This is a genomic window from Blautia sp. MSK17_66 (assembly GCF_020538025.1).
In the GTDB taxonomy this organism is placed as follows: domain Bacteria; phylum Bacillota; class Clostridia; order Lachnospirales; family Lachnospiraceae; genus Blautia_A.
In genome coordinates this window covers 56,783-82,719 of the sequence record NZ_JAJBNQ010000015.1, presented here as the reverse complement: position 1 = coordinate 82,719, position 25,937 = coordinate 56,783, and the positions used below count along the sequence as shown (strand labels likewise).

The 25,937-nt window shown below is 45.6% G+C and carries 22 protein-coding genes and 1 pseudogene; 3 read left to right on the top strand and 20 right to left on the bottom strand.

The window, feature by feature from the left end; all coding sequences use genetic code 11:
• Window positions 1-6 precede the first annotated feature (6 nt).
• The 15 genes and pseudogenes from LIR34_RS09580 to LIR34_RS09510 all read right to left on the bottom strand — a co-directional run bounded on the left by LIR34_RS09580 (window position 7) and on the right by LIR34_RS09510 (window position 16,106).
• Entirely contained in the window at window positions 7-444 is a 438-nt protein-coding gene (locus LIR34_RS09580; protein ID WP_173902621.1) for a hypothetical protein, read from the bottom strand.
• A 2-nt stretch (window positions 445-446) separates the two neighbouring features.
• Window positions 447-1,963: pseudogene (locus LIR34_RS09575) on the bottom strand (glucosaminidase domain-containing protein).
• On the bottom strand, window positions 1,960-2,376 hold the full coding sequence (locus LIR34_RS09570; RefSeq protein ID WP_173902620.1) for a phage holin family protein: 417 nt from the start codon (window positions 2,374-2,376) through the stop codon (window positions 1,960-1,962). The pseudogene LIR34_RS09575 and the gene LIR34_RS09570 overlap by 4 nt, the downstream one beginning before the upstream one ends.
• A 92-nt stretch (window positions 2,377-2,468) precedes the next feature.
• Window positions 2,469-3,869 carry a hypothetical protein gene (locus LIR34_RS09565; protein ID WP_173902619.1) on the bottom strand — a complete coding sequence of 467 codons (1,401 nt, stop codon included), beginning with the start codon at window positions 3,867-3,869 and terminating at the stop codon, window positions 2,469-2,471.
• Window positions 3,869-5,866, bottom strand: a complete 1,998-nt coding sequence (locus LIR34_RS09560; RefSeq protein ID WP_173902618.1) for a hypothetical protein — start codon at window positions 5,864-5,866, stop codon at window positions 3,869-3,871. The genes LIR34_RS09565 and LIR34_RS09560 overlap by 1 nt, the downstream gene beginning before the upstream one ends.
• A 91-nt stretch (window positions 5,867-5,957) precedes the next feature.
• On the bottom strand, window positions 5,958-6,476 hold the full coding sequence (locus LIR34_RS09555; protein WP_024729655.1) for a ClbS/DfsB family four-helix bundle protein: 519 nt from the start codon (window positions 6,474-6,476) through the stop codon (window positions 5,958-5,960).
• Window positions 6,477-6,530: 54 nt separating this feature from the next.
• Window positions 6,531-7,133 (bottom strand): Type 1 glutamine amidotransferase-like domain-containing protein, encoded by a 603-nt coding sequence (locus LIR34_RS09550; RefSeq protein ID WP_062808204.1) that lies wholly within the window; start codon window positions 7,131-7,133, stop codon window positions 6,531-6,533.
• A gap of 51 nt (window positions 7,134-7,184) precedes the next feature.
• The gene (locus LIR34_RS09545; protein ID WP_173902617.1) at window positions 7,185-7,547 is read right to left on the bottom strand and encodes a hypothetical protein; all 363 of its coding nucleotides are present in this window, start codon (window positions 7,545-7,547) and stop codon (window positions 7,185-7,187) included.
• A 1-nt stretch (window position 7,548) separates the two neighbouring features.
• Window positions 7,549-9,786 (bottom strand): thioester domain-containing protein, encoded by a 2,238-nt coding sequence (locus LIR34_RS09540; protein WP_244092296.1) that lies wholly within the window; start codon window positions 9,784-9,786, stop codon window positions 7,549-7,551.
• 189 nt (window positions 9,787-9,975) lie between these two features.
• On the bottom strand, window positions 9,976-10,911 hold the full coding sequence (locus LIR34_RS09535; RefSeq protein ID WP_055199997.1) for a ParB/RepB/Spo0J family partition protein: 936 nt from the start codon (window positions 10,909-10,911) through the stop codon (window positions 9,976-9,978).
• Complete coding sequence (locus LIR34_RS09530) at window positions 10,865-11,692, bottom strand: ParA family protein (protein WP_055199998.1); 828 nt, start codon at window positions 11,690-11,692, stop codon at window positions 10,865-10,867. Before LIR34_RS09530 ends, LIR34_RS09535 begins: the two co-directional genes overlap by 47 nt.
• A gap of 125 nt (window positions 11,693-11,817) precedes the next feature.
• Window positions 11,818-11,997 (bottom strand): hypothetical protein, encoded by a 180-nt coding sequence (locus tag LIR34_RS09525; protein WP_055199999.1) that lies wholly within the window; start codon window positions 11,995-11,997, stop codon window positions 11,818-11,820.
• 114 nt (window positions 11,998-12,111) lie between these two features.
• On the bottom strand, window positions 12,112-13,788 hold the full coding sequence (gene rlmD / locus LIR34_RS09520) for a 23S rRNA (uracil(1939)-C(5))-methyltransferase RlmD (protein WP_173902616.1): 1,677 nt from the start codon (window positions 13,786-13,788) through the stop codon (window positions 12,112-12,114).
• Window positions 13,789-13,793: 5 nt separating this feature from the next.
• Window positions 13,794-14,741 carry a 3'-5' exoribonuclease YhaM family protein gene (locus tag LIR34_RS09515; RefSeq protein ID WP_161285209.1) on the bottom strand — a complete coding sequence of 316 codons (948 nt, stop codon included), beginning with the start codon at window positions 14,739-14,741 and terminating at the stop codon, window positions 13,794-13,796.
• A 99-nt stretch (window positions 14,742-14,840) separates the two neighbouring features.
• Window positions 14,841-16,106: a S1C family serine protease gene (locus LIR34_RS09510; RefSeq protein WP_173902615.1), complete on the bottom strand. Its 1,266-nt coding sequence runs from the start codon at window positions 16,104-16,106 to the stop codon at window positions 14,841-14,843.
• A gap of 161 nt (window positions 16,107-16,267) precedes the next feature.
• Between LIR34_RS09510 and LIR34_RS09505 the strand changes: the two genes are divergently transcribed.
• The 3 genes from LIR34_RS09505 to LIR34_RS09495 are packed head-to-tail and all read left to right on the top strand — an operon-like array spanning window position 16,268 to window position 20,791.
• The gene (locus tag LIR34_RS09505) at window positions 16,268-18,649 is read left to right on the top strand and encodes an endonuclease MutS2 (protein ID WP_173902614.1); all 2,382 of its coding nucleotides are present in this window, start codon (window positions 16,268-16,270) and stop codon (window positions 18,647-18,649) included.
• A 37-nt stretch (window positions 18,650-18,686) separates the two neighbouring features.
• On the top strand, window positions 18,687-19,385 hold the full coding sequence (locus LIR34_RS09500) for a response regulator transcription factor (protein ID WP_161285212.1): 699 nt from the start codon (window positions 18,687-18,689) through the stop codon (window positions 19,383-19,385).
• Window positions 19,382-20,791, top strand: coding sequence for a sensor histidine kinase (locus LIR34_RS09495; RefSeq protein ID WP_173902613.1), 1,410 nt, complete (start codon window positions 19,382-19,384; stop codon window positions 20,789-20,791). Before LIR34_RS09500 ends, LIR34_RS09495 begins: the two co-directional genes overlap by 4 nt.
• Before the next feature lie 53 nt (window positions 20,792-20,844).
• On the opposite strand, the gene ade is transcribed toward LIR34_RS09495, so the two are convergent.
• From ade to trxA, 5 genes are all read right to left on the bottom strand, one after another.
• The gene (gene ade / locus LIR34_RS09490; RefSeq protein ID WP_173902612.1) at window positions 20,845-22,572 is read right to left on the bottom strand and encodes an adenine deaminase; all 1,728 of its coding nucleotides are present in this window, start codon (window positions 22,570-22,572) and stop codon (window positions 20,845-20,847) included.
• 40 nt (window positions 22,573-22,612) lie between these two features.
• Window positions 22,613-23,113 carry a tRNA (uridine(34)/cytosine(34)/5-carboxymethylaminomethyluridine(34)-2'-O)-methyltransferase TrmL gene (trmL, locus tag LIR34_RS09485; RefSeq protein WP_161285215.1) on the bottom strand — a complete coding sequence of 167 codons (501 nt, stop codon included), beginning with the start codon at window positions 23,111-23,113 and terminating at the stop codon, window positions 22,613-22,615.
• Window positions 23,101-23,727: an AIR synthase-related protein gene (locus LIR34_RS09480; protein WP_161285216.1), complete on the bottom strand. Its 627-nt coding sequence runs from the start codon at window positions 23,725-23,727 to the stop codon at window positions 23,101-23,103. The genes trmL and LIR34_RS09480 overlap by 13 nt, the downstream gene beginning before the upstream one ends.
• Before the next feature lie 154 nt (window positions 23,728-23,881).
• On the bottom strand, window positions 23,882-25,549 hold the full coding sequence (locus LIR34_RS09475) for a B12-binding domain-containing radical SAM protein (protein ID WP_173902611.1): 1,668 nt from the start codon (window positions 25,547-25,549) through the stop codon (window positions 23,882-23,884).
• A 24-nt stretch (window positions 25,550-25,573) separates the two neighbouring features.
• Window positions 25,574-25,876: a thioredoxin gene (gene trxA / locus LIR34_RS09470; RefSeq protein WP_173902610.1), complete on the bottom strand. Its 303-nt coding sequence runs from the start codon at window positions 25,874-25,876 to the stop codon at window positions 25,574-25,576.
• Window positions 25,877-25,937 lie beyond the last annotated feature (61 nt).

The following is a 25,937-nucleotide window of genomic DNA, read 5'->3' as shown; positions in this document are numbered from 1 at the left end:
ATAAGATTAGTAAATATCTTCTTGGATTTTTGTTTTTAACTGCTTAATACTTTTGTACCGCATCAAAGAATGTGTAGATGAGTTTGAATATAAATTCAAGGACTCCGAAACAGGAAAAATTAAAAAGTTCAAGATAACAGAAAAAAGAATTGTTACTTTTAATCCCAAACTAGCCAAGAAGCAGATATATGAGATTAACTTCTCTTTTTTCTTTTCGTAAAGATTCCTCAAAGTATCTTCCTTTTTCTGATATCTATAAATGAGCAAAGTTCGTGATTTTGCAGAAAAAAAAGATACCTCGATTCCGGATGTTATATTGAAAGCGACCAAAAGCTCCGTTTTTCGAATCAACGAAAAACTCCACAATGGCAAACAGGGCTTTGCCCTAACAAAAAAAGGCTTCACACCACGACCACCGCCGCAATGCAAAGCCTCATCACTCACTATTATATTCTTGTCACAAAATCCAGCGAGATCCACCCATTCCGCTCTTTCTCATATGCTTTCAGCAGCCCCCAATTTGATGCCCCGACACCATCAGCCTCAGCAACAATAGTAAAACAGCCAGCACCCGTATATTTTCCGGTCTTCTCCTGATCCGTTCCCGGCTTCTTTCGTATATTCAGATCCGGAATCTCCACACGAACCAGATACGGACGAAACACCTCTTCCTGCTTCTTATCCACGGAACTGTACACTGCCTTTCCATTCTCATCAAACACCGAAAATCCCGGATGCTCGTCTGCACATTTCTTTGCATTGTCCAGCACCTGAAATGCTCCTGCCTGACTTCTAGCATCCTTCCAGTCTTTTCTCACCCGGTACCAGACCTTTTTCTCCACCTTCACGCCATCAAACCGTGTCAGCCCATACTTCTCAATGATGGCACAGATCTTCTGTACATAAAAACTGTCCGTTGCATAGCCGCCATCCTTAATGATCCGGACAGCCTTCCGGTAATCCTTCTCCCCGGCCAGTCCCGCATATCTCTTTTTCTTCCCATTCATTGCGCCCAGCAGATAAGCAGAATGATCCGCAATAGACTGCTCCACACAGACATACTTCCGGAAATCCGCAGTCACCGTGTACAGCTTTCCGGTTCCATCATCCTCCTGCGTCTTCTTCCGGTACTTACTGGTTCCATCCCAGATACTTCCATTCCAAGTATTCCCAGACAACACGCACTTCATCCCAAAACAGTTATTTGCCTTCTGCGCCAGTTCCGTCCTGCCATAACCCGATTCCAGAATAAACTGTGCCGCAGACACAGATGCCAGAATCCCACTGGTTTTCATATTCTCTGCACACAGCACTCCAATCCGCTCAGCTGCCTTCTCATCGGAAAGCCCCAGAAACACAGAAGCCTGCGCCCCTCCAGCTTTCCCAGACATAGCAGCCTTCACAGCTTTCCTGAATCCAGACATCGTATAAGGCAGTCCCAGACCTTTCCACAGATGCTCCGGATCTCCATGATTTGTTGCAATTCCCCTTGCGTGTCCCTCTCTATGGGAAATCACCACACCATCTGCCAGAGGATCCAGACCAAACTTCTTACAAAGCATGGCAAACAATTCCACCGCTGCTTCTCATACGTCCGCACTGCAGATGCTCTTGCCTTCTCCAGATCAGAGCAGGTAAAGCCCGATCCGCTGGTATACCGGATACAGGCAGGCTCACACATCTCCACACCAATATGCGTGTTATTTCCGCTTCCCTTACTACCGGAACCACAATGCCATCCCCTGTGATTCCATGGCAGTGTCTGATACACAGTTCCATCATTCCCATCAATAAAACCATGCACACAGGCACTTCCAAAAGAAGCATGATTCCAGGAATCAAGAAAGACCTGTGCCCTCGGCTGCGGACATCCAACCGAATGAAGCATCAGGCCCTTCACTGTAATCATTCTCCCTGCAGTATAGCAGGGATTTTTTGTCAGAAAACTCTCAATCAGTCTCATTCCCCATCACTTCCTTCCCCTCTGTTATGCAGCTGTTCCAGCACATCCTTCATCTTCTGCGGAATCGGCAGTCCCAGATGTCCTGCATTCTCCAGCAAACTCACACCCTCATTGGAAATATAGAAAAAGATCACTGCTGTCCTCAGCACGGATCCATTCCCGATCACAGACACATCCAGAATATTCGCCATTCCCACCAGCAAAAAGATCAGCACCTTCCTGCAGATCCCCCGGAATCCCACCTCACTGGAAAGCGTATGATCCGCAAAAGCACACATCACCCCGGTCAGGTAATCGATCACCACAAAAGCGATCAGGGCATACAGAAGCCCGTCACAGCCTCCCATAAACCAGCCCAGCCATCCGCCTACAGCCATAAAAACCATCTGAATAAAGTTCCAAAATTCCTTCATGCCAGAATCCTCCTCCCATGAAAAAAGCAGCTCCCATTTCTGAGAACTGCCATAAATAAGTTTTCTATCTTCATGCCTTGCGGCAGAAAGACCTACATTGTTTCCTCCGTCAGCGTATACGTGATCTTCATCGTCTTGTCCGTATTCTTCACCACCGCTGACGAAAGATTATTGATACTTGCCAGATAAGGCGTCAGAAGGTAAGCACACCTGTGCTCCTTCCCGTAACTGCCACCCCACATAAACACAAAGTTCTTATACTGGAACAAAGGCGTTGCCATGGCTTCAAACCTTGCGCTCCCCTGCGTCTTGATCACCCTGTCATCCGCCGTGATCTGGAAATCCCCTGCCACGATCATGTCCCCGAGAAGTGTCATATACACCTCACAGGAACCGGCCTCCCCAAGGGATTTCATTTTGGAAGTAAAGCCAAGCGGGATCAGCGTCACATCCGCTGAATTTGCAGTATTGATCTTATAAACTCCCTTCTTATCATAAGAAGGCACATACAGATACCCCTTCCTCACACAGCATTTTACATTCCGTTCCGGATAGGAACCGTCCTTTGCCCTTGTGCCCACTTCCGAAAGCTTCGCCTTAGACAGTGTCCAGCTTCCCTCCGTAAAGGAATAATCCTTTTTGGAGATCCGGATCCACACCATCTTCGCATCCCCGGAAGAATTCGGCTCATTGGAAAATCCATACCAGTATCCGTCATGCCCGTCCATAAACTCTCCGTACTTTGTATAATCCCCCAGGAACGTAAAGCTTTCCGTTGTCAGTGTCTGCTCTTCCAGTACGGTATAAGTGGTATCATCCAGCTTCTCATTCAGCCCGATGTTAAACACCGGGATCCGGATCTTCGTAATGGTCACACTGGAAGTCCCAAAGGTGATGGAATGCAGCAGGTTCTTTTCAAAATCCAGCTCCACTGCCTCAAACAGTGTCATCTGCCTCGCCTTCGGGATATCCCCGATATCCACCTTTTTCAGAAGCAGGAACGTGCTGGCATCCCCTGCCGCACTGCCAAAAGCATTCTGCCCGCCCAGGGCACTGGTCAGTGCCACAGCTGCAATATTCCCGTTTCCCTGACTTGGAGTAAACTCCCACACAAACTTATATCCATTGTCCAGTTTCTTGCTCTCCGTCTGGTTCAGGCTTCCCCTCGCCACATTGGAACCGGAATTAACATTGTTGGAAGCATAAGCCACCGGCAGGTTCTTCCCCTGCTCGTAAATATGATCCGCCTTTTCTTCCAGCACTGCCGGAAACAGCAGGATCCCCCCGATCATGTTCGGGCAGATGGGAAGCAGCGTCCCGTTCCACAAAACAGAATTGTCATACTCCCCGCTGGCTTTCAGATAAATCCCCATGGGATTCAGCCCCAGAATATTATTCACTGCCTCCGTGATCATGTTCGTCTCCTGAACTGTCTCCACCGCACCCGTATTCGTATCGGTCAGTTCAATGACCATTTCACCTTTCAACTTCATCACACACCCTCCATTTCTACCGGCCTGCAGAAACCGCTGATTCCCGCTCTCTCAGCAAAATACACTTCAAATCCTCTGTTCACCGTCTCCTTCATCTGCATGGACAGCGATTCCCGGAAACCATTCACATCCAGTCCTCCGCCAATGGCAAATCTCGTGGTATAATCTTCCACCTCAAGCTTTCCGTCCCAGGCTTCCCCTGCCGCCATTGCCTGTCCGCTGACAGAAGCAATGCAGTTTCCCACATCAACCGTCCCGCTGCCATTCTCCATCCAGAGATACACATTGAACGTATTCGTATAATTGGCAACAATCTTCTCAATGGGATAATACAGTGACAAAATATGTTTCCCGGAATGCCAGGTCTCCACCGGACAATGCTCCACGATCTCCTCATTGTTAAATTCATAGACCACATGGCAGATCGCCTGTCCGTCTTCCTGCCACTTCACCGGAAGGCTCACATCCACAGAAACCTCCGAACCACTCCCGGATCCGGATCCGGAATCCGAGCCACCAGCGACATCATCCGTACTCCCTGTATTCTCATTCCCGGAAGTATTTCCAACTTCATTCCCTGCCGCATCATTTTCAGAACTTCCTGCATCCGATGTCTCCCCGGTTCCATCAGAACCACCCGTACCACTTCCAGTTCCACTGCCGCTTCCGCCCGGAAATGGAATCACCACAGTCCCGGAAGCCTCCGCAGACCGTTCCACCGGATCCGCAGCCACATCCACAACAACCTGCGCAAAAAACTGCATGTGGTTTTCCTCAGAAGAAGCAAACTGGATACTGATCAGCTTCACCCTGGTCTGCCCGATCTCATGCGCGGAAGCATTGGTAAACGTATGAATCCCGATCTTCCCAGTCTTCGCGTTGTCTTCAATCTGGTTCAGCAGCCCCGAAATATTCTTGTCGTTCCTTGACTTCGCCTGAGCCAGCCTTGGGTTCTTCCCCACACATTTCAGGCTCTGCTTTCCCCCGATCTTCTGCCTGATGGAAGTGATACAGGTGATCTGTCCCTCATCCGCCTGTCCTCCTGCAAACGTCAGCACATCCCCCGGATCCAGGGCAGGGTTCCCGATGGTATCCGAATCAAACGGCACATACCGGATCACGGACAGATCTGTCAGGATATTCCTGCACAGCATCTCTCTGGTCTCCTTTAACCCAAACTGCAGAAGCGGATTCACTCCCAGATTCATGGTCAGCCCGTTATCCGGATCCAGCGCATAATACTCCGCAATCTGCGTCTGCTTATTCGTGGAACTCACCGCCGTGTACCTGGTGATAAAATCCGAAAAACTGGAAAAAAAACGGTGTCTCTGCTCCACCTTCATCACAGGATCCTTCCCGTACTTTCTCAGTTCCAGTTTTCCCTCCCTGTTGATAATAAAGAAACCTCCCAGAACCTGTGCCACATAAAACAGCACGTCCCGGCAGGTCTCAATATCATTTTCAGTATAAACAGAAAGCGTCACCCCGCCATTCGGCATGGCATCAATCTCCGCCCTCTTATTCGCAAACTCCACTTTACACCGCTTACAGCACAAAGCAATAAAATCATAAGCAGTCCCCACAGTCTCAAATCCGTTGAAACTCTTATCAAACCGCAGCATAAAATCATAAGCCTTCAGTTCCAGGCACTTCGCCAGACGGTTTGCCTCACTGACCTCAAAGACTCCCATCGGCACATCTTCCACCGAATCATCCGCCAGCACCAGATGAAACACCAGCGTCACCTGAGCATCCTCCAGCGTGTACCTGTCAATATCACTCAGAAGCGTGATCCCCATCTCCGCCGCATACACCGTCCCCAGCTCAATCTCGGTACTTCCGCAGCATTGCCTGGAAATATACCCGGAGCCCTTCACAATCTCCTTCGCCCCGAACTCATACGTCATTCCGCCCTTGGTAACGATTGTACCCGTCCAGTAATATTTTCTTGTATTACTCCTGACTGCCCTCAGAAAAGCATCCGACACAGGATACATCCCGCCACCTCCATTTCCCCACGAAAAAAGCACCAGCCAACTAGGTGACTGATGCTGTGTTATATTATTGTTTATCATTACAACCTGGAAGTTATAGTGCAATCTTTTTCCATTTTCTAATCTTGGTTCTAAAGGTTCCGAACGGAGCAACTGTATTAACATGTATGAATTTGTATACTTCCCATACAGCTGTTTTAGTTGCTTCGTCAGCCCATTTTCTCATATGTGGTTTAAATAATTCTTCATCACTCAGAGAATCAATCATTGCATAAATAGAGTTGATATTCTCATTCAATCTGTCTTTCAATTCTTGCAGTGACAGCTGAGCATATGTATCTGTGAACCATTGATATAATTCGCCAAGCTGATTCCACTTAAAATTATCCGAAGGAGTTTTGACAGGAATACCCTTTCTTTCGTCTGATTCCCATTTAATAACAAGAGTTGTCCAGCCAACCTGATAAGCAAGATTTTCTGCCGGAGTTCGATCGATCTCATCAATTCTCTTATCTTTTAAATGCTCCGGAATATCATTAAATTCTGAAATATACTTTGCAAAGCTTTTATTTATCTCGTTTTTAAGTTCGTCTTTATTCTCATATGTTCTCAATAGTCTATCTCTCCAGCTTCCGATTTTCCAGTTTCAGAAACTGGAACTTTCAAATTAGTCTTTGCAAACAACCTTTGAACCTTCACCATCAATTACAATTCCCTGACGGTTGTTAATTGGGGATAGATTCAAATCCGAAAATTCAGTCATTATTTTCTCGGTAACTTTCTTAAATGGTGCTGTAAGATAATGCGGAAGAACATAGAAATCAATCAAATCAAGCCCTGCATCATCTTCTTGTGAGTAGTCCTCCGGCTTTTCATCCATTTGTTCAATATATTGGATAGTTGGAGCGCATATAATCGCACCTGCCGATTCACCGATCATCAGTTTTCCCTTTTCCAATTCCTTCTTCAATAGCTCATCCGTTCCCGTTTTACGGAGCTGGTCCATAAGGAAGAAAGAATTTCCACCAGTAAAATATATCACATCCGCATCTTCAAAAACAGACTGTATCGTTAAATAAGCCTCCGTTGAAATATCAATTTCAGTTACGGCTGCTCCCAGTTTATTGAATAGCTTTCGAGCCGAGCCGACATAACCGGTATAGCCTTCACGCAGCGAAGCTGTGGGAATAAATGCGACTTTCTTGTTATCAATTTCTTCTTTTATCAAACTTCCTACACTTGAAAAGTGCGAACATAAAAACAGTTTCATCCATATCCTCCTTAATAAATTCCGATTTGATGCTCCCATTATACCATCTCCCTACATCTCCTTCAACGTAAAACTCACCGTCCAAAGCCCTTTATAACTGGTATCCTTTTTCAGCTTCGCCTTATACCCCGTCACATACATCTCAGCCAGTTTCAGCTCCGCTGTCTCCACATCAAAATACTGCACGCTGATCTTATCCTTCTTCGCATACCCCGCCAGCTTCTTCAACCACTTCGCCGTAACAGAAAACGACACCGGGATCCGCACCACACCATGCCGCACCACATCCCTCTGTGTTGTCCCTGCCTCTGTCTCACCGCCGGAATCCGCTTCCACATCCTCCAGCTCCACCTCATAAGAATCCGGAAGCGGCAGGTTCTCCCCGTCAAACACAAGATACTGAAAAAAAGCCATTCTATCTACCTCCGCTCCTCAGACTCATTCTCTGCTGTGCCGTCACGATCACCTCATCCAGCAGCTGGTTTCCCAGATAAACCGGAATCACCAGATCCCCCTGCTGTTCTTTCTGATCACCCAGCACATCCTTCAGTGCCGCCACAATACCGGCTGTCAGATCCGCACCACCGGACGTTCCCGTACCGGTCATCACACCACTGTCTGCCACAGCCATCTGCGGCGAAATCACCATATCCGCAGCCACACTGTTCACAGCCGCCTTTACCATGCCCCTGCTCTTCTCAATGCCCTCAGCCAGACCGCTCATAAAGTCCGGCATCCAGCTCTCGAAATCCGTCAGAGGTCCTTCATCCGGCACAGAGAAATGCAGATGGGAACGGATCGTGTTTGCCACATCCGTTACTGCATTGGCAACCGCACCAATACAGCTCCGGATTCCATTCACAATACCATTGATAATATCCGCGCCCCACCGCCATCCGGCAGATGCAAGACTTGCGGTACTGTTCAGCTCTACCGTGTATAGCTCTGGTTCTGCACCTACCTTGTGGATTGCGGTATCCAGAAGATACCCCTCGGACGGGCTGATTTCACGGACAGTCCAATCATTGTCACAGATATAATACTTGGTCGTAAACTGACCGTTTTCATCAGTCGTGTAGGTGTCAATCAGTTCCTCACCCTTATAGATGCCGTAAACCGCACCTGCAAGGGAAGCGTCGCCCTGCGGAGAACCTGTTTCTGCATCGGTCTTTGTCACAGTCACTTGGAATTTCTTCAACACATTGTCGAAGCTGCGTTTTGTGACCTTGTTCCATTCAATCGGAGCTGTCTGGGAAGCAGGAACGACATAGCGGACTGCGGTATCCACTTCCTCAACCACATACGGGGTATCGCCACTGATAAGGACATTTTCAAACTTAGCCAGTCCGTTTTTATCAGTCACGGCATACTCGTCAACAGGCAAGCCGCTTAAAGATGTGCCATAAAGGTGGAATTTCATTCCCTCCACCAGATTGTCCTCGGAAGTCTTGACGATTTCCAGACTGCCACGCTTCAAAGTATTGCTGAAGGTCACAGTAGAGGTTTTTCCTCCGATAAGTGTGACGGTCTGGGTTTTCTGCGGCTCATAACGGTCAATGGACTGTTCTGTGACGGTATAAGTGCCAGGGAATAATCCCTCCACTGAGACAGAGCCGTCCTTTCCTGTCTTAACTGTCTTATTGAAGTTATCACCTTTGATTATAAAAGAGATGCCCTCCACAACTCCGTCCTCAGAAGTCTTTTTGAGGGCAATCGTGCCTGTCGGCGTTTCGATATTGATATATGCAGACACGGTATCAGCATTCTCCACACCTGTTACCAAATCCTGCAAGTTCGGGTCGCCATAGGCAATGAGCTTTGCACTGCTGCTGACAGTCGGCACATTGTTCCTCTTTGCCGTAATGCGGACAGAACCGCTGATAGCTACGGTGGATCTGATTGTCAGCTTATTTCCAGACTTCGATACACTCACATTGCTGTCAGAGCTTGAAAAGCTGTAATCGGAAAGGACGCCGTTGCTGTCCGTCAATGTGATGCTGTACTTTCCGTCCTTGTAGGCAAGCTCCTTTGTGATGTCATTCTTACCGCCCGACATAAAGCTCGGAATGGTGTTATGCTCACGCAGCATTGCAACAATCTGGTCATACACTGCCCTTGCTCCGCTGTTGGCATAATTTGAACCGAAGTGCAGGCTGTAAACGGTGGTGCTTGTCTGGTTATATGAGCCTGTGGCTTCACGGCAGCCTGTGACAAACTCCCATACGAGGGTCTGCGTGGCAAGCCATTTTTCATCATCACTTCCCGACAGATTATTTCGGTTGCCCTGATACCCATAGAGCAGGGCAAGTCCAACCGCCTTTTTCTGATTGGCTGAAAGGGCGTTCCAAGTATCAGAGGAAGCCTTTTTCAAGGTGTTTCCTGTTTTCAGCGGTACTCCCGGCTGAATACAAAACGCATTCTCTCCGTCCACAAACATACGGTACTTATAATTTCCCGTTCCGCCTGCGGTATAGCCGCCGATATTCGCACTGGAATTGTACCTCATCGCATTACCGTTGCTGTCATAGGTGTGGGAAAAGGAAATCGTCCCGATGTCACCCGCAGCAAACGCCGTCGCAGGCATTATGGATAATGCCGTGACCGCAGCCATTACAAAAGCCGCAGCCTTTTTGAACAATTTAGGGATTTTCATAGTTACCTCCTGTAATTTGGATTGAATATTTTGCCTTACTGACCGAAAAAAGCTGCCCGTTATGGACAGCCTAAAGTATTTCTTTTCTCGGATAGTTACTGGCAGTAGTTAGGGGGTGAGGTGTGGAGAGGGGGAAGCCGAAATAATGGCTATCCACTCAAATGGGCAGACCTCGCCCTCGATGTGTGGCTATCTCTCGTGAGCCTTGTTCCGCTGCAAGTGTCGGTTATAAAACTCCAACGCCTTGACAACAAAATCCGTTTCCTGCCCTCTGGGAACAGTCTTGGGAATGAGCTTGGTTATCCTCTCGTCACGGAAAGCAGGTTTTTCCTTCTGGTTGGGCTTTTCTTCCTCCATAATGGACTGGATAACCTCGGAAGTAAGCTTGCCGTCTTGGTTATACTTCTTCATTTTGATAGCCTGTGCCAATGACGGGGTAGCATCGTTGTACTCCATTGCTTCAAGCAGGGTGTATTGCTGTTCCTCGGTCAGATAAGAAACCTCAACCGCAGGACGAAAAGCAATCTGCCTTTCATCTACCATTTGCAGGATTTCGGGAACAAGCTCCGTTAGACGGATATACCTCTGAATTTGATTGCGGCTTTCTCCAACCTTTTCGGCAAGTTCAGCATCACTCCTCAACTTTGTCCCCATTGGGGACGAAGTTAAATCACTTCTTTCACCTTGTCGTTTCATAGCTTCCAACCGCATTTTATACGCAAAGGCTTTTTCACTTGGTAGAATAACGGAGCGTTGGAGATTACTTTCCACCATCACAATAATGGCTTCGTCACGGGTAAGCTCTTTAACCTCGCATTTCAGCGTTTCAAGCCCCGCAAGTTCACAAGCCTTTTTTCGCCTGTGACCGCTGATAAGCTCATACCGTCCGTCCTCTTTTAAGCGAACTGTCGCAGGGGTCATTACACCGTTTCGCTTGATACTCTCAACAAGTTGTTCCATATCTTCGTCCATCAAAACCTTGAACGGGTGGTCTGGAAACTCGTCAATCTCCGATATGGGAATATCCCGTATCTTGCTTAGCTTTGCTTCCTCACGGCTTTCGTCCGTCTGAAAAAGGTCATCGTATGCGGTCAGCTCGATTTTGGTTTCTCTGCTTCTCGCCAATCTCTGCCACCTCCTTTCCTAACTGCTCATAGGCTGCGGCAACCTTGCCGCTTTTGTCGTAAGCAAAAATACTTTTGCCTTCTGCGGTAGCTTCCACCGCACGGATAGAATGTGGTATCTCGGTATCAAATACCTTGATTTTCTTACCGTATGCACTTTTGACCGTTGCCGTAATTTCCTTAGAAATGTTGGTACGGGGTATTACCATAGTCATTAAGATACCGTCTATCCGCAGCTTGGGGTTGATTTGCCGCTTGACCATTGATACGGAGCGAAGTAAAAGCTCCAGACCTTTAGCCGAGAGATAGTGGGGCTGTGTAGGGATAATCACGCTGTCAGCCGCCGCCAGAGCATTGATGGTTATCATACCTAAGCTCGGCATACAATCAATAAGCACATAATCGTAATTCTTTTTAACCTCATTGACATAGGTTTTCAGCACACGCTCACGGCTCATTGCATTGATTAGCCTTACCTCAAAGCCCGACAGCTCAATGTTTGACGGAAGCAGGTCAACGCCCTCTCTGTGGTGGATAATACCCTGTGAAACATCAAGCGTTGTATCGTCTATGATGTTCTGCATCACAGTAGAGAGCGTTATGGGAATATCGTCTGGTCTGTTATAACCCAGAGCCATCGTGAGATTTGCCTGTGCATCGGCATCAATCAACAGGACTTTTTTACCCTGCTGCACCAGACTTACGCCCAGATTGACCGCTGTTGTTGTTTTTCCGACACCGCCTTTCTGGTTAGTCAGAGCAATCACTTTGCAATTTGACATAAATGCGTCCTCCTTTCGCATAGATTTAGCCACTTTGTCAAGGTGGCTATGTAAACAGTACCAGAGAACGCAAAAAAGCCGCCTACTCTTAAAATCAATAAGAATAAGCGGCTTTGTAATCTGCCTTAGACATATTCAATTTTCATTCTCTTGGTCGGTGCATTTGTGACCTTAAAAATAAGCTCGTCAATGCAATCCGTATATCTGTCTTGCTGAATAAGTTGATTTTTTAACTCTACAAGGCTATGTATCAAAAGTTTTCTTTCGTGGCTATCCAAATACAGATGATTAAATTTCTCTCTCATAAGCACACCTCCACTTCTTTAGCTTCATTATATTGGAAAGCAGGGGAAAGGACAAATCTGCGAAAAAGGACAAAAATAAGCGTACCACTATTTCTAATGATACGCCTATCCTCATTAAATCACTTCAAAATGCTTCAACGCATCCTTTATCGCTTCCACTTTCTCCACTGTCGGATGCTTCCTCGGCTGTTTCAATTCCTCTACCGCATTAGGAGCATCGTACATCGGCAAGCCTAAATCTCTCTTTACCTCTGCGATATATGCGGTATGTACTTTGAAGCCGTATTTAGCTTCTATGTACTCCTTTATCATTTTGTAGGTCACTCGTTCTTTGGGCTTATAGCTTTCCGCTCTTTTAGCAATATTATCAAGTGGAACTTTTCCCTCACCCTCGCCAAACTCAACTTTTACGTTGATATGTCCGTCTGGCTTTTTGTGGGAAAGCAGTACTACCGTCTCCACATGCACCGTCTGTGGGAACTGATCCACTCCGCAGACCTTCTTCAGTTCATATCCATTATCACACAAGAATCGCAAATCTCTGGCGAGTGTCGCACTGTCACAGCTCACATAGACAACTCTCTTCGGCTGCATTTTGAGGATGGTTTTAAGCAGCATTTCATCGCAGCCCTTTCGCGGGGGATCGACTACGATCACATCTGCATAGACGCCGTTTTTCTCATATTCTCTTGGCAGAACCTCTTCGGCTTTTCCGACAAAGAATTCTACATTTTCGATATTATTGATCCTGGCATTTCGCTTCGCATCTTCGATTGCCGCAGGAACGATTTCCACACCACGGACAAATCTGGCTTTCTGTGCCAGAAAGAGTGAGATTGTTCCAATACCGCAGTACAGATCCCAGACAGTTTCTTCTCCATGAAGATCCGCATATTCCAGTGCTTTGGAATACAGTTTCCAGGTCTGTTTCGGATTTACCTGGAAGAAGGAAAGCGGCGAGATTTCATAGGAAATGTCTCCGATCTTATCTGTGATAAATTCCTGTCCCCAGATGGTCTTTACTTTATCACCAAGAATCACGTTATTTCGTTTCTTGTTGATATTCAGAGAGATACTCGTCATTCCCGAAATTTCACAAAGCTTCTCGATCAGTTCCTTCTGATGCGGAAGTTCCTGGCCATTGATGATCAGACAGACCATAATTTCTCCTGTAAAAAACCCGTACCGCACAAAAATATGGCGCACCAGTCCCCTGCCTGTCATCTCATCATAAGGTGCAATATTATATTTCTCCATATGAGCGATCACGCGATCCAGCACATCTTTATTCTGTGGAATTCCCAGAGCGCAATCACGATTCTCAATAATCGCATGCGTACGACCGGCATAAAATCCTGTGATAATCCTGCCTTCTTTATTCCGTCCAACCGGAAACTGTGCCTTATTTCTATAATGATATGGTTCATCCATACCGATCAGCGGCTCCATAGGAAGGTCATGAAATCCACCGATCCGCTCCAGATGTCCCCGAAGTTTCTTTTCTTTAAACACTTTCTGTTCTTCATAAGAAACTGCCTGAAGCTGACATCCGCCACACTGACGGGCAGATGGACACACTGGCTCTACCCGATATGGTGAAGGTTTAATGATTTCCATCAGCCTGCCATATCCATAGTTCTTCTTTGCCTTTATGATCTTTGCTTTAACAGTATCTCCGATAACTGCATCCTTTACAAAAACAGTGAAGCCATCAGCTTTGCCAATGCCTTCACCATCTGTTCCGCAGTCCACAATTTCTAACGTAACAATGTCATTTTTACGATATTCCATGAGGATCAAACGTCTCCTGTTCTTCTCAGATTTGATTCAAAAAGCCTGTTATATCCAAGCCATTCCTTCTTGCCTTTATCTGCTGCAAAAATCTCTGTCAGTGTTTCCATACGGGCATCCGTATTGTCTGCAAGATTTAACGCCACAGCCTCTGCCAGTGCCGGTTTCTTTGGTGAACCATATTCCAGTTCTCCGTGATGTGCCAGAATGCAGTGTACAAGCTGATTCTCCAGTGTTTCCGGAAAATCCGGGATCTCTTTTGCCAGATCATGGATCATCTGAGCACCGATAATGATATGTCCCAGAAGCTGCCCTTCATCTGTATAATCATTCAATGGGAAAGAGGAAAGTTCCTTTGTTTTGCCCACATCATGAAGAAGTGCTGCTGTGATCAGAAGATCTCTCTTAAGAAGCGGATAAGCATTTGCCATATAATCACAAAGCTTTGTAACACTTAAAGTATGCTCCATCAGCCCTCCGATAAAACCATGATGAACGGTTTTTGCCGCTGAATGTTCCTGGAAGGATTTCAAAAATTCCTTATCTTCTACAAAAAGTTTATTCAGAAGAGCGGACAGATACTCATTCTTTACTGTCTTAATAATTCCAAGCAGCTGACCATACATATCATCTGTGCTGTTTTCACTCACCGGAAGATAATCTGCCGGATCATATTCTCCCTCTCCTGCTTTGCGGACTCTCTTGATATTCAGCTGCATTGCTCCCGCAAAGGTTGTCACATCTCCGACAACATCAATATAATCCAACGCATCAAAATCATCAATTCCCAGGGAATTGGGATCCCATATCTTGCCATCCAGAACGCCTGTCTTATCCTGAAGGATCACGTTCTCATATGGTTTACCATTCTTTGTTGTTGCTGCCTGTTTCTGTTTACAGAGATAGATTCCACTGAGTCTGTCTCCTTCATGTAATTCATTAATAAATCGCATGTTACTCTTGCCTTTCTGTTTTCCTTTATTTTAACTGTCCTGTATCTTCTATGTCTCAGTCCACTTTCACAAATGTCACCGTATCCTTCCGGACACATTCTACTGAACAGTTACCTTTACTGCTAATTCTACATCTGTATATTCTCCGGATGGATTCTTACGATACACATTGACCTTCGTACTTGTTCCCTTACTCAGCCCCTGAAGCACAGATGCATACTCTTCCATTGACTGTATTTCCTGTCCGTCCAGAGTATGCAGGATGTCTCCGTTCTGTATTCCGGCTGACATTGCCGGTGAATCCACCTCCACATAATCTACATAAATTCCTCTCGGAATCTCAAGACTTTCTGACTGTACGGATGAGATTGTTACTCCTTCAATGCCTATGTAACGGATATCCTCGCTGTTTGCCATACTTTCAAGAAGCGGGCACAGCTGTGCTGTTTCTACCGCACGGATCACATTTGTCCTGTTCTCTTCCTGATTCCATATGATACCGACAACTTCACTGTCCTCATTCAGAAGAATCCCCCTGCTGTTCTCATCACCTGCCATATCTGTCGTAAGCATTCCATACTCCTCGTCTGCAATCTTAAGAGTACCTGTGACAGCCGCTATGGTTCCAGCTATCAGGGAATCATAATCTCCTGTAGGGCTTCCGATGGCAATGACAGCATCTGTCTGTTTCATATCATCCTCTGAGGCCAGTGAAACCGCCGGAATTTCTTCCTGCGTTTCTTCACCTACTGATGCAAAAGGAACCTTGATCACCATAAGTCCCGTGCGAAAATCATTCTTGCACAAAATTCCATCTGCTGTCGTTTCATCAGAAAATGTAACAGTAAACTTATCTGCCTCATCCATCTGATCTGCAAGCGTCAATATATAAAAAGCATCTGAATTTTTCAGAAAAACGAACCCTTCTCCCTCGCCATAGTCCAGAAAAGAATCGTCCAGAAGATCTGCATCTTCTCCTGCTGCTGAGATACGGACAAGTGCTCTTCGCGGCATTTCTGCAATCTGACTTATCCCATCCGACAGATTATCCTGAGATTTCTCAGTGGCTGTTTCCTTCTTCTCTTCTGATAACTGCAGTGCTGGCGTTTCCTGTTCCAGTGACTCTTTGGCCGCGGGAGTCAGAGTTACCACAGCTTTCTGTTCTGCCACACTGCCAAGTTTCTCCAACGCCTTCGGAACGATCAGTGCCATTGCACACGCTGCACAACTGCCAAAGATCACTCCACAGAGGGCTGCTGTCAGTATTTTGGCCGGCAGCCCCGTCTTTGTTGGCTGCTCTTTTATGGTTTCTTTTATAAAAGTATAGTTCTCCGAAGATATTTCTTTATCATTCCGTTTGGCCATATCTTTTCTCCTATGATGTAAAGCCTAACAATTCTAGTTTATTTTAGCAGAAACTTATGAATTTTTTATGAATAAAATCCGTCTATTTGTCTTTTCATTCCATCGGAAATCATGTAGAATAGAGAAGACTAAAAGATTATAAAAAATAACGAGGAATTATTATGAATCAAAAAGCATTAAATGCACTGGAATACCCTAAAATCATAGAAAAGCTTACCGAAAAAGCCTCCTCCGGCATGGGCAAACATCTCTGTCGAACACTGGAGCCTTCCACCGATCTCGAAGTGATCCGGACCATGCAGCTTCAGACCCGTGATGCCCTGACACGCCTTTTCCAGAAAGGCTCCATTTCATTTGGTAATGTCAAGGATATCCGTGGATCTCTGAAACGCCTTGAGATCGGAAGTTCTCTTGGTATTCTGGAAATTCTCTCTGTCTGCAGTCTTCTTGAGAACACCTCCCATGTCAAAGCCTATTCTCGTCGGGATCGTGCTGACATACCGGATGATTCTCTTGACAATATGTTTGACGGACTTTCTCCCCTCACCCCACTCTCTTCTGAAATACGCCGATGCATTCTTTCTGAAGATGAGATCAGTGACGATGCAAGTCCGGCTCTTCGTCAGATCAGAAGAAATATGAAGGTAACAAATGACCGTATCCATTCACAGTTATCCGGACTGGTAAACGGTGGTGCCAGAAGTTATCTTCAGGATGCTGTGATCACTATGCGAAACGGCAGATACTGCGTGCCTGTTAAGGCTGAATATAAAGGTCAGGTTCCTGGTATGATCCACGATCAGTCTTCCACTGGTTCTACCCTTTTCATTGAACCAATGTCTGTTGTCAAACTGAACAACGATATGCGTGAACTGGAACTCCAGGAACAGAAGGAAATTGAAGTGATCCTTGCAGATCTCAGCGAACAGATTGCTGTCGAACGGGAAGCCATTTCTCTTAATCTGAACATCATGGTCCAGCTTGATTTTATTTTTGCAAGAGCTGCTCTTGCCATGGAAATGAATGCAAGCGAACCGATTTTTAATGATGAAGGCCGTATCAATCTCAAAAAGGCTCGGCATCCACTCATCAATAAGAAAAAGGTTGTGCCTATCGACATTCGTCTTGGAGATACTTTTGACCTTCTTGTCATCACTGGTCCAAATACCGGTGGTAAAACAGTTTCCCTCAAAACAGTCGGTCTTCTGACCCTTATGGGACAGTCAGGTCTTCACATTCCGACTCTGGACCGCAGTGAGCTGGCTCTTTTTCATGAAGTATATGCAGATATCGGAGATGAGCAGAGCATTGAGCAGTCCTTAAGTACCTTCTCCTCTCATATGACAAATATCGTTTCTTTTCTCGAGAAGGCAGATCAGCATTCTCTTGTTCTGTTTGACGAGCTTTGTTCCGGAACCGATCCGACAGAAGGTGCCGCACTTGCCATTTCCATTCTCTCTTATCTCCATGACAGAGGAATCCGGACCATGGCAACCACACATTACAGTGAACTCAAGGTATTTGCACTGTCTTCTTCCGGTATCGAAAATGCAAGCTGCGAATTTGATGTAGAAACCTTAAGCCCAACTTACCGTCTGCTGATCGGTATTCCGGGTAAGAGTAATGCTTTTGCAATCTCATCCAAGCTCGGTGTTCCATCTTCCATCATTGACAAAGCCAGGGAGCAGATCAATGAGCAGGATGAATCTTTTGAGGATGTCCTGACTTCCCTTGAGGAAAGCCGTATCACAATTGAAAATGAACGTACAGAGATTGCACAGTATAAGCAGGAAATTGAGACTCTCAAGAAACAGCTTGAGACCAAGCAGGAGAAACTGGATGTACAGAAGGACCGCATCATCCGTCAGGCTAACGAAGAAGCTCACAAGGTTCTGCAGGAAGCCAAGGATTATGCCGATCAGACCATGAAGCTTTTCCACAAATTCCATAATGAATATGTAGATACTGCCGCTGTTGAAAGAGAACGCCAGCAGCTTCGCCAGCGCCTCAATAAGGCTGAACAGAAAATGGCACAGCCCACCGTCAAAAAGAAGCCGAAAAAGGAACTCTCTGCCAAAGATGTACGTCCGGGTGATACCGTTCGGGTACTCAGCATGAATCTTAAAGGTACGATCAGTACCCGTCCTGATTCCAAAGGTTATCTTTTTGTGCAGATGGGCATCATACGCTCCAAGGTTCATATTTCTGACCTGGAACTTATTGATGAACCGGTAATTACAACACCTTCTCTTTCCCGTACAGGAGCCGGAAAGATCCGTATGTCCAAATCCACCAGCATTTCTACCGAAATCAACCTTCTTGGTAAAACCGTGGATGAGGCTGTTGCTGAACTCGACAAATATCTTGATGATGCTTATCTGGCTCATCTCAAAACCGTTCGCATCGTCCATGGTAAGGGAACCGGTGCCCTGCGAAAAGGCGTTCACAACTATCTCAAGCGCCAGAAGCATGTCGCATCCTACCGTCTCGGTGAATTCGGTGAGGGAGATGCCGGTGTAACGATCGTAGAATTCAAAAAATAACAGTCAAAACAAAACCAAGGGAAAGGCGATATTTATTATGGTAACAAAGCAAAAAATCTTAATCGTAGATGATGACAATAATATTGCAGAACTGATTTCTTTATATCTTACAAAGGAATGTTTTGAAACCAGCATTGTAAATGATGGTGAGCAGGCACTTAAAGAGTTCTCCAGCTTTTCACCGGATCTCATACTTCTTGATCTGATGCTTCCGGGCATCGACGGCTATCAGGTCTGTCGGGAGATCCGTCATGTTTCAGATGTACCGATCATCATGCTTTCTGCCAAGGGCGAAACCTTCGACAAGGTACTGGGACTGGAACTTGGTGCAGATGACTACATCATCAAACCTTTTGATACAAAAGAACTCGTTGCCCGCGTCCGTGCAGTACTGCGCCGCTTTAAGGCCAAACAGCCTGCAGTAAATCCATCCGAGAAAAGTGTCAGCTATCCGGATCTTACGATCAATCTGACCAATTACTCCGTCACCTACATGGGAAATCACGTGGATATGCCGCCAAAGGAACTGGAACTTCTCTACTTCCTTGCTTCGTCCCCGAATCAAGTTTTTACCCGTGAGCAGCTTCTTGATCATATCTGGGGATATGAATATATCGGGGATACACGTACCGTTGACGTCCACATCAAACGTCTCCGTGAAAAGATCAAGGATCATCCGCAGTGGAGTCTGTCAACTGTCTGGGGAATCGGTTATAAATTCGAGGTCAGAAAATGAAAAAACGATTAACCTCCATGTTTTTTGCTACCTACATCCTGCTCGGTATCCTGGGATTTTTTCTGGTAACATTTGTGGGCTCTCATCTACTGGAGGCAAGACTGGAAAAATCCATCACCTCAGACATATACCAGACTGCCCACCGCATTGCAGAAAGTGATCTTGTACGTCATAACATCACTTCTACAAATGTAGAATCTGTCCAGAATACTCTGTCCCTGGCTGCCAATTATCCGGATACGATCATCTGGATCATCAACAGCAACGGACAGATCATCCTGAGCACCCGCAAGGATATTTCGCCGGATCATCCCATTGATCTGGATGGTTTTGATCCTGCTTCCTGGGGCAGTAATTATTATCAGATTGGAGATTTTTACGGATACTTTCATGATTCCCGTTTAAGTACCATTGCACCTATTACAGAACATCTGAATATCCGGGGATATGTGGCAGTTCACTATCTCATGAGTGATCTGTACCAGAGCCGCAGCAGCCTTCTCTGGATCATTCAGCTTCTGTTTGTCATCACCTATCTGATGACTGCTGTACTGTTTCTCTTTTACAGTTTTTATATACGGAAACCACTTTATGCTATTACAAAGGGTGCTTCTGAATTTGCCAATGGAAATCTCTCCTATCAGATTCCGGTAAAGTCCGAAAACGAACTTGGTTATCTTGCAAGTAATCTGAATTACATGGCTGATAAGCTTAATCGTAATGGAGAATATCAGCGACAGTTTATTTCAAATATTTCCCATGACTTCCGCTCACCGCTGACTTCCATCAAAGGTTATGTGGAAGCTATGATCGATGGTACAATTCCTGTGGAAATGCAGGAAAAATACCTCAAGATCATTTCCTACGAAGCAGAACGACTTGAGAAGCTTACCCGCGGTCTTCTAACTCTGAATGAGCTGGATATCCACAAACGGATGCTGAATATCCAGGATTTTGATATCAACCAGACCATCAAAAGCACCGCCGCATCTTTTGAAGGAACCTGTACAACCCGTCAGATCCTTCTTGAATTGATCCTGTCCGGTCAGACTCTGTATGCTCATGCAGATCTGGAACAGATTCAGCAGGTGCTGTACAATCTTCTAAGTAACGCGATCAAATTCAGTCCTGATCATTCTACGATCACGATTGAGACAACAGAAAAAAACGGCAAAATATTCGTATCCGTTAAAGATCACGGTATCGGAATCCCCAAATCTAGCCTGAACAGGATATGGGAACGCTTTTACAAAATTGACCGTTCCCGTGGCAAAGATCAGAAGGGCACCGGGCTTGGACTCGCAATCGTCAAGGAGATCATTTCCGCTCACGGTCAGCATATCAACGTGATCAGCACAGAAGGCGTTGGAACTGAATTTATCTTCACATTAGAACAGGCAAAGTAGAAATTTCTACTTTGCCTGTTGTCAGCTTCCAGATTTGTTGTTATGATTTTTTATCAATGGTCAAATGGACTCTGGATCATTCTGTCTTCCTTTGTCAGATAAACACCTCTTGGCGTAATTCTTATCTGTGGAATAACCGGAAGTGCCATAAAGGAGAGGGTAATAAACGGGTCAAATCCCTTCGGTATCCCCATCTCATGTGCTTTTGGTATCATTCGTGCCAGTTTCTCATTTACCTTTTCGTATCCGGCATCACTCATAAGTCCCATGATCGGAAGAGGAAGTGTGTCAAATACCTCTCCATTTTCAACCAGCGTATAGCCGCCCTGCACACGAAGAAGCTCCTGTACTGCCAGATACATATCATGGTCATTATCTCCGATCACGATCAGATTATGGGAATCATGAGATACACTGGATGCGATTGCACCACCCCGAAGGCCAAATCCTTTTACAATTCCCACACCAACCTTTCCAGTATTTTTATGACGTTCTACTGCTGCAATCTTCTGATAAGTTTCGTCCGCTTTAAAGAACTTCTGCCCATTTTCGTCGACATAGCCGACTTCTTCCATGATATCTTCTGTAACGATCTGTCCCGCGAACATTTTGATAATATGTACCCTGCCTTGCTTCCACGGAAGTCGAAGATTGGATTCTTTAAAGCCAAGAAGATGAACTGTGTTTTTGAGCTGCGGTGAACACGGACGGATCTCAACTTTTTCATCTCGGATGATTTTGTTACCTTTATGGTACACTTCCAGTACATTCATCTCATCCAGATTATCCAGTACAACAAAATCTGCCTGATAACCTGGTGCAATTGCCCCAAGATGATGCAGGCCATAGCATTTTGCTGCCTGTATGGTCGCCATTTTGATTGCCTGTTCCGGCTTCAGCCCGAGCCGCACTGCCTTTCTTACATTGAAATCAATATGTCCTTCCCTGCGGATCTCCTCAATGTGCTTGTCATCTGTACAGAAACAGAATCCTGAAGTATCCGTGTGATGCTCTACAATGCCTTTGACAATCGCTTCCAGGTTCTTCGCTGCACTTCCTTCACGAATCAGTACCTGCATCCCATTTCTGAGTTCTTCCATAGCATACTCATAAGTCACACATTCATGATCTGTCGAAATTCCTGCCAGTGCGTATGCTGCCAGATCTTTTGATGAAAGAAACGGTGCATGGCCATCTCGCACTCTGTCCTTAAAGACGGACAGTTTCTCATGCATGGCTACACTTCCATTAATGACAGAAACCGCATCCATCACTTCTCCCAGACCAAGGATTCTGGGATGATTCAGATATGCTTTCATTTTGCCTGCAGTAAGGATGCATCCGTTATCATCCACATGCGTAGCCGGTACACAAGAAGGCATCATGACATAGACATTTGCCGGCACTTCCTCCGTCTGTTCCAGGATATAGTCAATCCCATCCGTTCCTGAAACATTTGCCGACTCGTGAGGATCTACAATAAACGTTGTCGTGCCGCACTGTGCCACCTGTCTGATCAGTTCACCGGGCGTTACCAGAGTTGATTCCAGATGAAGATGGCTGTCGATAAATCCCGGGCAGAGATATTTTCCATCCATGTCGATTTCTGTTTCTCCCTCGTACTCTCCGACTCCAACAACAACCCCGTCTTCAACTACCACATCTCCTTTACAGAACTCACCTGAATGAGCCATGAATACGTTTGCATTTTTGAAAACGAGAAAAGGTCTTCGAATTCCACGTGCAATTTCCGAATAAACGCGATATCTTTCCAGATCCATGCAGATACCTCCTTTTTGCTTATCCTTATTTTTTTTAATTTTATGTCCACTGATGATCATGCAGCTGTCCCTGAAGCTGCATATGATCAAACTGATTCTGCCGTAAAGCTTCATATAAAACAATTGCCACTGAATTACTCAGATTCAGTGAGCGAATGTCATTGATCATCGGAATACGAATGCAGTTTTCCTTATTTTCCATAAGAATCTCTTCCGGGATTCCGGCACTTTCTTTGCCAAACATAATGAAGCAGTCCTCTTCGTACTGAACATCTGTATATGTCTGAAGTCCCTTGGTTGTTGCATAATAAATCCTGGCACCCGGATTCTTTCTGAGGAATTCCTCGTAATCCAGATATGTAGTTACATCCAGATCCTTCCAGTAATCCATTCCCGCACGTTTGATTGCTTTCTCACTCAGACTGAACCCCAGCGGTTCGATCAGATGAAGCCTTGTTCCTGTCGCCACACAGGTTCTTCCGATGTTTCCTGTATTTGCCGGTATCTCCGGCTCATGCAGTACAATATTTAACTTTGCCATTTCTTATCCTTTCTCCATTCTCCGCCCCATGCAAATCTGGTCAGTTCATCCTGAGACGGTCTTTCCAGATAACGGGTAAGTTCTCCACTGTACAAAAGTCTGTCATTGCCGGCAACTGCTTTGCCGATCACAGCTGCCGGAATCTGATGATGCGAAAGTTCCTGTACCAGCTTTTCTCCGTCTGTACATCCCAGAAGAACAGCTCCCTCTGACAGTAGTTTATACGGATTCACATCCAGCCTTTCACAGATTTCAATCGTTTCCTGACGGACAGGAATCGCACGGAGATCTGCCCTAAGACCAGTTTCCGAGGCTTCTGCCATCTTCCACATACCGCTTAGGACTCCTCCCACACCAAGGTCATATCTTGCATGAACCTTGCCTTTAAATATTTCCGAAATATCTGCTGATACACTGCATTTCTCCAGAATGCGGGCTGTACTCCAGAGAAATCCGTCTGAAAAATACTGAAGCAGTGTTTCTCTCTCTTTTTGCATCAAAAGCTGTGTCCCTCTGATTCCGATCACACCTGCAACTACCAGATCATCACCCTGCTTAAGCGAACCGTCAATCTGTGCTTTCAGTGCCTCCATCGCCTGCTGCCCAAGTTTCATATGTATTTTCCTCCGTTTTCTATTTCGCTTTATCCTCTGTTATAAAAGGATGGAGAGAATACTTGGAACTACCATGGCAAGGACAAGAACGACTGCAATTACAGCCGCAAATATTTTTCTCTTTTTCGGATCAAACATTCCCATTTTTGTCACCTCATTCTATTTCGTTATCCATCCTCAGCACAACATTTTCTGTTGCCGCATTATTGGACAGTGGATTTCTGTTTTCATAATCAAACAGAATCGCTTTTCCACCCGGAAAAACTTCTATATGTGCAGTTCTGGATATCCTGTGTTCTTTTCTGTAAGCCCAGACTGCACTCTCATACGGTTTCTGGTCTGCTGCAAAGGAAGGTCGTTTCTTCAGCCGCTCTCTCAGATACAGATCATACAGCATATACTGTGCCGCTGTTTCTGCATCGATCTGTGTCTCCTCCTTCAGAAACTCCAGCAAAATCTCATAACGACGCATTCTGGAATGTGAAATCTCACTGTATCCTTTCTCTTCATAAAAAGCACCCAACTTTTCATAAAATATAAAAGCATCCTCAAACTGCGGCACCAGATATTCCAGTGTATTCTGAAACTGTCCGCTGTTGTAGTAAACCTCTACCATGCTTTCTACCCGCTTAAGCTTCAGAATTTCTCTGTAAGAAAGCCAGTTTGTAGAAAGTACCTCGTATGGTTCTTTTTCTTTGTGCAGGATTCCGTACTTCTGTGCTTCCTGTTCCATCAAAGACCCCTTCAGAACCTTAAGAAATCCCAGCTGAAGCTGATCCGGTTTCATTTCGTAAACATCATTAAAAGAACGGTGGAACGTATTATAATCCTCATATGGAAGACCTGCGATCAGATCCAGATGCTGATGAATATTTCCAAAACTGTGGATCTTTGCGACAGACCTTTCCAGTTTCACGAGATCCATGTGCCTGTGGATTGCATGAATGGTGTCCGTATTTGTGGACTGCACGCCTATCTCAAGCTGGATCAGCCCCGGACGCATTTTACTCATAAGCTGAATTTCTTCATCCCGAAGAAGATCTGCCGAAATTTCAAAATGGAAATTTGTCACTCCGTTATCATGCTCCAGAATGTATCTCCATATTTCCATCGCATGCTCATGCCTGCAGTTGAAGGTCCGGTCTACAAACTTGACCTGCGGCACTCTGTGATCCAGAAAAAACTGCAGTTCCCTTCTGACCAGCTCCAGATCACGAAATCTTAACTTCTTGTCAATAGAAGACAGACAATAACTGCAGGAAAACGGGCATCCTCTGCTGCTCTCATAATAAATGATCTTGTTCTCAAAATCCTCAAGCTGCTCATATACAAAAGGAATTTCGCTTAAATCTGTCAATTCTCTCCAGCCATTATTGTGGATTTCTTCTCCGTCACGATAGACAATTCCCGGAATCTCGGTCAGAGATCCCTCCCCGTCCACGTAATAATGCACCAGCTCCAGAAATGTTTTTTCACCTTCTCCTGTCATAACTCCGGTCATCTGTGGTGTTTTTCTGAGGAAAGCCTCCGCATCAAAGGAAACCTCCGGTCCTCCAGCCCAGAATTTTGTTTCCGGAAGTATTTTGTGCAGATCACAGAGAAGATCCTTTACAAAAGAAATATTCCATATATAGCAGGAGAAGCAGACTACATCCGCTCCAGTCAGATAAATATCCTTCAAAATCTCATCTTTCGTCTGATTGATCGTATATTCTCTCAGAAGAATATGCTCCTGATAAGCAGACGCATATGCCCTGAGATCATATACAGCAAGATTTGAATGAATATATTTTGCATTACATGCTGCCAGTAATATTTTCATAAATCTTATAAACCTTTCTGGACCTTATTTATCCAGAAGCTCCTTAATTGTTTCTTTTGGAGTCAGTCCGACCAGTCTCTCTGCTTCCTGACCATTTCGGAAGATCAGAAGTGTCGGAATACTCATAATACGGAATTTCTGCGCCAGCTCCGGTTCCTGGTCAACGTCGATCTTGCCTACACAGTATCCCTCTTCTGCCAGTTCCTCAACGATCGGACCCTGACGCATACATGGTCCGCACCAGGTTGCCCAGAAATCCAACAACACTGGTTTCTCCGCCTTAAGAACTTCCTGTTCAAAATTCGCTGCTGTAATTACTTTTGCCATAATGATTCCTCCTGTTATAAGCTCTGTCCTTTGACAGTACGCTCAGATATATGATTTCCGT